The 665-nt window shown below is 61.5% G+C and carries 1 protein-coding gene and 1 pseudogene; both read left to right on the plus strand.

The features are described 5' to 3' along the window. A pseudogene (locus ACFHWW_RS34015) lies at positions 1 to 218 on the plus strand (NTP-binding protein); the annotation flags it as partial. Positions 219 to 252: 34 nt separating this feature from the next. Continuing rightward, positions 253 to 665, plus strand: a 413-nt coding sequence (locus ACFHWW_RS34020; RefSeq protein WP_379943771.1) for a TniQ family protein, incomplete at its 3' end; no start/stop codon positions are given.

A 665-nucleotide genomic window follows, 5' to 3' on the forward strand; every position in this document is an offset into this window, starting at 1 on the left:
CTTCAATCTTGCGCAACACGCCGTTGCGTCAGCCGTCCGTGTTAACTGCGAAATCGCTGCGCCGGATATTGCAGATCACCGAGGGTATCACCGCCAACATCTTCCACATCATCAACGCGCTCGCCATTGAGGCCAGCGAAAGCGGGCGCGAACAGATAACCGACGAAGCCATAGAGAAGTGGGAGCCGGAGTTTGATGCCGAGGCAGCCTTCGCATGACGCCGAAACATCCTCGCGGCAATTGCCGGTAATCTTGGCGCCCGACGCCGACGAGCTCTTGTCGTCGTGGATCAGCCGGCATGCTTCCTTCTATGCGATCCCGCCACTTGGTATGCTGCGGCATTGTCTTCCCGAGGTGTCGTCTTTGCGCTCGGCCGATCGCAATCTGACCGCTACTCAGGTCACCCGCCTCGCCGGCATCTTCTCGACCGAACCGGCCACCGTGCGGCAGATGACCTTTGCCAATATCGCGCCGTCGTCGCGACGCCTGATTGCAGTCAGACCGCTACAGTCCTGCTCAGCCTGCAATCCGAGTGACCATGAACCGGGGCCCACTCTTCGAAGCCAGCTTCTCGGCTGGCGCATCACCTGTCCGCTGTGTGGTGGCCTGCTCCGGCACCCAGGCAGGCATGACCGCCCGTCTCCTTTCGGCCGCTACCATGGGAC

Source organism: Sinorhizobium sp. P24N7 (genome assembly GCF_042436655.1).
Lineage (GTDB): Bacteria > Pseudomonadota > Alphaproteobacteria > Rhizobiales > Rhizobiaceae > Sinorhizobium > Sinorhizobium meliloti_A.